Source organism: Nocardioides sp. (assembly GCF_031422975.1).
Classification (GTDB): Bacteria; Actinomycetota; Actinomycetes; order Propionibacteriales; family Nocardioidaceae; genus Nocardioides.
In genome coordinates this window covers 1-5,563 of record NZ_JANPEO010000315.1, presented here as the reverse complement: position 1 = coordinate 5,563, position 5,563 = coordinate 1, and the positions used below count along the sequence as shown (strand labels likewise).

Sequence of the window (5,563 nt, the reverse complement as noted above, 5' to 3'; positions counted from 1 at the left end):
CCGCCAAGCGAGCCAAAGAGCTGGGCTTGATCGATCGCGTTGCGTACCCCGACGGGCTCCGCAGCGAACTGGCCAGCATGTATGAAACCGATTCGCTCGTCTTCGTGAAGAATTATGGCAAGAAGGAAGTCGACACCGATTTCTCGGGGCCCATGGGATTCGTGAAGTTGATGCAAGTGATGATGGGCGGCAGCGCTTCATCCAGCGACGGGAAAGGCAAGAAAATCGCGATCGTGTATGCCGTCGGCCCGCACGAGATGCTGCGCGCGGTCGCGGGCGCCGCCGAGAAGCGGGGCGCCTGGAGCCAGGTGGCGCTCGAGACGCCGATGCCCTGCGGCACCGGACTGTGCCAGGGCTGCCCGGTCCCGGTGATCGCCGAGGACGGCGCCTCCCGGCTGGTCCGCAGCTGCATCGACGGTCCCGTCCTCCGCGGCGACCGTGTCCACTGGGAGGCGCTCGGATGAGCGCCGCCGGAGCATCCCTGCCCGGACCGGTGATGGTGGCGAGCGGCTGCGGCGGGACCGGACCCGAGCTGGCGGCGTACGCCGATCTCGTCGGCCTGGACTTCGTGACCCGCTCGATCACCCTGGATCCCCGCTCGGGCGGGCCGTCGCCCAGGATCGTCGAGACGCCGAGTGGCCTCGTCAACGCGATCGGGCTGCAGAACCCGGGGCTCGAGCACTTCCTGGCCACCGAGCTGCCGTGGCTGGTGCGTGCGGGCGCCCGCGTCTACGTGTCGATCGCCGGCTCGACGATGGGGGAGTACGCCGACCTGGCGCGCCGCCTCAGCCGGGCACCGGGCGTCGCCGGCATCGAGATCAACATCGGTGCCCCCGACCAGGCGGGCGAGGACCTGTTCGACGTGCGCGAGCCCTACCACGCGGCGAGTGTGGTGGCCGCCGTCCGCCGGGAGTTCCCCGGTGACCTGCCCGTGCTCGCCAAGCTGCGGCCCGACCTGTCGCGCATCGTCGAGGGTGCCCGTGGCGTGGTCGACGCCGGCGCCACCGCCGTCGTCATCGGCAACGCCGTGCCGGCCGCCATGCCCGACGGGCGTCCTGGGGGGCTGACCGGACCCGCCATCGGCCCGATCGCGCTGCGCTGCGTGGCCGCGGTGACTCGGGAATGTCCCGACGTGGCCGTCATCGGCGGTGGTGGGATCACCACCGTCGGCGATGCCCGCCGTTTCCTCGACGTGGGCGCGCGAGCCGTGCAGATCGGCACCGCCCTGTTGCATGATCCGACCACCGTCGCGCGGGTGCGCGCGGCCCTGCTGCCCGACACGACTCGAGAAGAGGACTCCGCATGAGGTTCGGCGCCCGACTGCACGACGCGATGACCACCCGCGGGAGGCTGTGCGTCGGCATCGACCCGCACTCGTCGCTGCTCCACGCGTGGGGTCTCGATGACGACGTCGCCGGGCTCGAGCGCTTCGCCCTGACCGTGGTGGAGGCGGTCGCGCCGTACGTGAGCGTCGTCAAGCCCCAGAGCGCCTTCTACGAGCGCTTCGGGTCGCGCGGGGTGGCCGTGCTGGAGCGGGTCGTTGCCGAGTCGCGGGCGGCTGGGGCGCTGGTGCTGCTCGACGTCAAGCGCGGCGACATCGGTTCCACCAGCCAGGCGTATGCCGACGCCTACCTCGACCCCGCATCCCCGCTCGCGAGTGACGCGATCACGGCCAGTCCGTTCCTCGGCTTCGGCTCGATCGACCCGATGATCGAGACGGCGCTGCGCCACGACGCCGGCGTCTTCGTGCTCGCCCTCACCTCCAACAAGGAAGGGCCCGAGGTGCAGCACGCCCGCACCGGCGACGGCACGGTGGCCGGCGTGGTGCTCGCGCACCTGGCTCGCCTGAATGCCGACGTCTCCCCGCTCGGTGACTTCGGCGCGGTCATCGGCGCCACCATCGGCAGCACCGAGGAGCGGCTGGACTTCAACGGCCCGGTGCTGGCCCCCGGCTACGGCGCCCAGGGCGGCACGGTCGCCGACCTCAAGCGGATCTTCGGCTCGGCCGCGCGCAACGTGCTGCCGAGCTCGTCGCGCGACGTGCTCGCCGCCGGCCCGGACCTCATGGCCCTGCGAGACGCCGCGCTGCGCGGCAACGACGCCGTCGCCGCCCTGGGCGACGCGTGAGGGGCGCGCTCGCACTCGCTCTCGCGGCCGCCCTGCTGACCGGGTGTGGTGATGACGGCTCGGGTGCCTACTGCGAGTCCGTCAAGGAGCACCAGCGCGAGCTGAGCGACATCGCGGCGAGCACCGATCCCGGCGCGATCTTCGGTGCACTGGACGCCTACCGGGACCTGCAGGCTCGCGCGCCACGTGATCTTGACGACGAATGGGACCAGGTCATCGACCGTCTCGAGGCGCTGGAGAGCGCCCTCGACGAGGCGGGGGTCGACCCCGCGACGTACGACCCGGTGACCACGCTGGCGTCGCTCTCGCCCGCGCAGCGCAGCGCAGTCAAGGGCGCCGCGCGAGATCTGGGCGACCAGGCGACGGTCGCGTCGATGGCCGGAATCGAGCAACAGGCGCTCGACGTGTGCAAGATGCCACTGAGCCAGTGACACAAGCGGTGACAATTGCCTGCCGAGTCGCACTCTGACTAGATTGACGCCGACGCCCAGCCCGCCCGACAGAGGAACCCATTCGTGGCCTTGCCCCCACTCACGCCCGAGCAGCGCCAGGCCGCACTCGACAAGGCTGCGGCCTCCCGCCGAGAGCGTGCCGCGGTGAAGAACCGACTCAAGAACTCCGGAGCCTCGATCGTCGACGTCCTGCGCGAAGGCAGGGAGAACGACGTCATCGGCAAGATGCGCGTCGTCGAGCTGCTGCAGTCGATGCCGGGTCTCGGCAAGGTTCGCGCCCGCCAGGCGATGGAGCGACTCAGCATCGCCGAGAGCCGTCGCGTCCGGGGGCTCGGCATCAAGCAGGTCGCGGCGCTCGAGCGCGAGTTCGGCCCGCAAGAGCCGTCTTGACCACGTCGTCCGCCCCTCGCCACTCCCGCCTGATCGTGCTGGCCGGCCCGACTGCCGTCGGCAAGGGCACCGTGGCAGCGGAAGTCCGCCGCCACCACCCCGAGGTCTGGATCTCGGTCTCCGCCACCACCCGGGCTCCGCGGCCAGGTGAGGAGAACGGGGTCCACTACTGGTTCGTCTCCGATGAGGACTTCGACGCCATGGCCGAGCGCGGCGACCTGCTCGAGTGGGCGGTCGTCCACGGGGTCCACCGCTACGGCACCCCCCGCGGCCCCGTCGACCTCGCCCTCGCGAGCGGTCACCCCGCCATGCTGGAGATCGACCTGCAGGGTGCGCGCCAGGTGCGCTCGACCATGCCGGAGGCGCTGTTCGTCTTCCTGAAGCCGCCGAGCTGGGACGAGTTGGTACGCCGGCTGGTCGGTCGTGGCACCGAGGACGAGGCCGAGCGCGAGCGCCGGCTCGCCACCGCGCGCGACGAACTGGCCGCCGAGGACGAGTTCGACGTGACCGTGGTGAACCACGAGATTCACGCTGCCGCCGAGGAATTGGTAGCATTGATGAGGGTCGACGCTCCAGATCAGTCCTCAGATCATTCTTGAGCGCCGACCGGCCATTTCTTCGACCCTGTGAGGCTCTAGCTGTGTCTGCCCCCAACATCGCCGCCGAGGGCGTCACCAATCCCTCGATCGACGACCTGCTCACCAAGACCGACAGCAAGTACAAGCTGGTCCTCTACAGCGCCAAGCGCGCTCGCCAGATCAACGCCTACTACTCCCAGCTGGGCGAGGGCCTGCTCGAGTACGTCGGCCCGCTCGTGGACACCCACGTGCAGGAGAAGCCGCTGTCGATCGCGTTGCGCGAGATCAACGAAGACCTGTTGACCTGTGAGGACGTCGACCCCGCCGAGCTCGCCGCCGAGGAGGCCGCTGCCGCGGCCGCCCGCGCCGAGGCGCAGGCGCAGTTCAACGCTGCTGAGTGACGTGTGACCACTGAGTCAAACGAGGCCGTGTCCCCACCGGGGGCGCGGCCTCGCGCTCGTTCGGCGAACATCGTCCTCGGGGTCAGCGGCGGCATCGCGGCGTACAAGGCGTGCGAGCTGCTTCGCCGCTTCACCGAGTGCGGTCACGACGTGACAGTGGTGCCCACGGCGGCCGCCTTGGAGTTCGTCGGCGCCCCCACGTGGGCCGCGCTGTCGGGCAAGCCCGTCTCGAGCGAGGTGTGGACCGACGTCCACGCCGTGCCGCACGTCATGATCGGCCAGAGCGCCGACCTCGTGCTGGTTGCGCCCGCCACCGCAGACCTGCTGGCCAAGGCCGCCCACGGGCTCGCCGACGACCTGCTCACCAACACCTTGCTGACCGCACGCTGCCCGGTCGTGTTCGCGCCCGCCATGCACACCGAGATGTGGGAGCACCCCGCCACCGTGGCCAACGTCGCGACCCTGCGCGCTCGCGGGGCGATCGTCATCGAGCCCGCCGAGGGTCGCCTGACCGGCAAGGACACCGGCAAGGGACGCCTGCCCGACCCGGCCGAGATCTTCGACGTCGCGCTCGACGTGCTCGACCGCGGTGTCCTGGCGCCCGACCTGGCCGGTCGGCACGTGGTCGTCAGCGCCGGTGGCACCCGCGAATACCTCGACCCGGTGCGCTTCCTGGGCAACCGGTCGTCCGGTCTCCAGGGCTACGCCCTGGCACGAGCGGCGCTCGCCCGCGGAGCCGAGGTCACCCTCATCGCTGCCAACGTGGCGCTGCCGGACCCGGCCGGGGTCAAGGTGATCGCGGTGGAGACCACCGCTCAGCTGCACGACGCCGTCGTGTCCGCGGCAGCCTCCGCCGATGCGGTGGTGATGGCCGCCGCACCCGCCGACTTCCGCCCGACCTCGGTGAGCCGGGCCAAGATCAAGAAGCTCGAGGACGGCTCGTCCCCGGCCATCGAGCTCGAGCAGAACCCCGACATCCTCCGGGAGATCTCGCAGCACCGACTGCGCGAGGGATCGGTGATCGTCGGTTTCGCGGCCGAGACCGGTGACGCCACCGGCTCGGTGGTGGAGCTGGGCCGGGCCAAGCTGGCCCGCAAGGGCTGTGACCTGTTGGTCGTCAACGACGTCAGCGGGGGAGCGGTCTTCGGCAGCCCCGACAACGAGGCGATCCTTCTCGGGGCCGACGGCGGCAGCGTCGACGTACCCCACGGCACCAAGCGCGCCCTCGCCCAGGTCGTCTGGGACGAGGTCGTACGTCGATTCGACCACTGAGACGGACGTCCCGCATAGTGGGCGGTCGCTATCGTGGCAACAGGCACGCACGCGAACCACGCGAGCGCCCGATCCATCGAAGAACACCTGAGCACCCCTGACAGGAGCACCGCTGTGGCTGGACGCCTCTTCACCTCGGAGTCTGTGACCGAGGGTCACCCGGACAAGATCGCCGACCAGAACAGCGACACCGTCCTGGACTACCTGATGGAGAACGACGCGGACAAGGAGAACCTCCGCGTCGCCGTCGAGACCCTGTTGACGACCGGCCTCGTTGTCGTCGCCGGTGAGGTCCGCACCAACGCCTACGCCCCGGTCGCCGACCTGGTGCGCAAGAAGATCC

9 protein-coding genes are annotated in these 5,563 nt (G+C 70.5%); all 9 read left to right on the top strand.

Features of this window, described 5'->3' with window-relative positions; all coding sequences use genetic code 11:
• Positions 1-464 (top strand): hypothetical protein (locus tag RMO85_RS09525; protein ID WP_397203561.1); only part of this gene is annotated, 464 nt, incomplete at its 5' end.
• Positions 461-1,306 (top strand): tRNA-dihydrouridine synthase, encoded by an 846-nt coding sequence (locus RMO85_RS09520; RefSeq protein ID WP_310528488.1) that lies wholly within the window; start codon positions 461-463, stop codon positions 1,304-1,306. The genes RMO85_RS09525 and RMO85_RS09520, both read left to right, overlap by 4 nt.
• Positions 1,303-2,127, top strand: a complete 825-nt coding sequence (gene pyrF, locus RMO85_RS09515) for an orotidine-5'-phosphate decarboxylase (RefSeq protein WP_310528487.1) — start codon at positions 1,303-1,305, stop codon at positions 2,125-2,127. The genes RMO85_RS09520 and pyrF overlap by 4 nt, the downstream gene beginning before the upstream one ends.
• A complete protein-coding gene (locus RMO85_RS09510; protein ID WP_310528486.1) occupies positions 2,124-2,558 on the top strand; it encodes a hypothetical protein in 435 nt (144 codons plus the stop codon). The genes pyrF and RMO85_RS09510 overlap by 4 nt, the downstream gene beginning before the upstream one ends.
• A gap of 84 nt (positions 2,559-2,642) precedes the next feature.
• Positions 2,643-2,969 carry an integration host factor, actinobacterial type gene (mihF, locus tag RMO85_RS09505; RefSeq protein ID WP_310528485.1) on the top strand — a complete coding sequence of 109 codons (327 nt, stop codon included), beginning with the start codon at positions 2,643-2,645 and terminating at the stop codon, positions 2,967-2,969.
• On the top strand, positions 2,966-3,568 hold the full coding sequence (gene gmk, locus RMO85_RS09500; RefSeq protein WP_310528484.1) for a guanylate kinase: 603 nt from the start codon (positions 2,966-2,968) through the stop codon (positions 3,566-3,568). The genes mihF and gmk overlap by 4 nt, the downstream gene beginning before the upstream one ends.
• A gap of 41 nt (positions 3,569-3,609) precedes the next feature.
• Entirely contained in the window at positions 3,610-3,948 is a 339-nt protein-coding gene (gene rpoZ / locus RMO85_RS09495; RefSeq protein WP_310528483.1) for a DNA-directed RNA polymerase subunit omega, read from the top strand.
• A gap of 69 nt (positions 3,949-4,017) precedes the next feature.
• A complete protein-coding gene (gene coaBC / locus RMO85_RS09490; RefSeq protein WP_397203563.1) occupies positions 4,018-5,220 on the top strand; it encodes a bifunctional phosphopantothenoylcysteine decarboxylase/phosphopantothenate--cysteine ligase CoaBC in 1,203 nt (400 codons plus the stop codon).
• 114 nt (positions 5,221-5,334) lie between these two features.
• A partial coding sequence (locus RMO85_RS09485; protein WP_310528481.1) for an S-adenosylmethionine synthetase N-terminal domain-containing protein occupies positions 5,335-5,563 on the top strand: 229 nt, incomplete at its 3' end.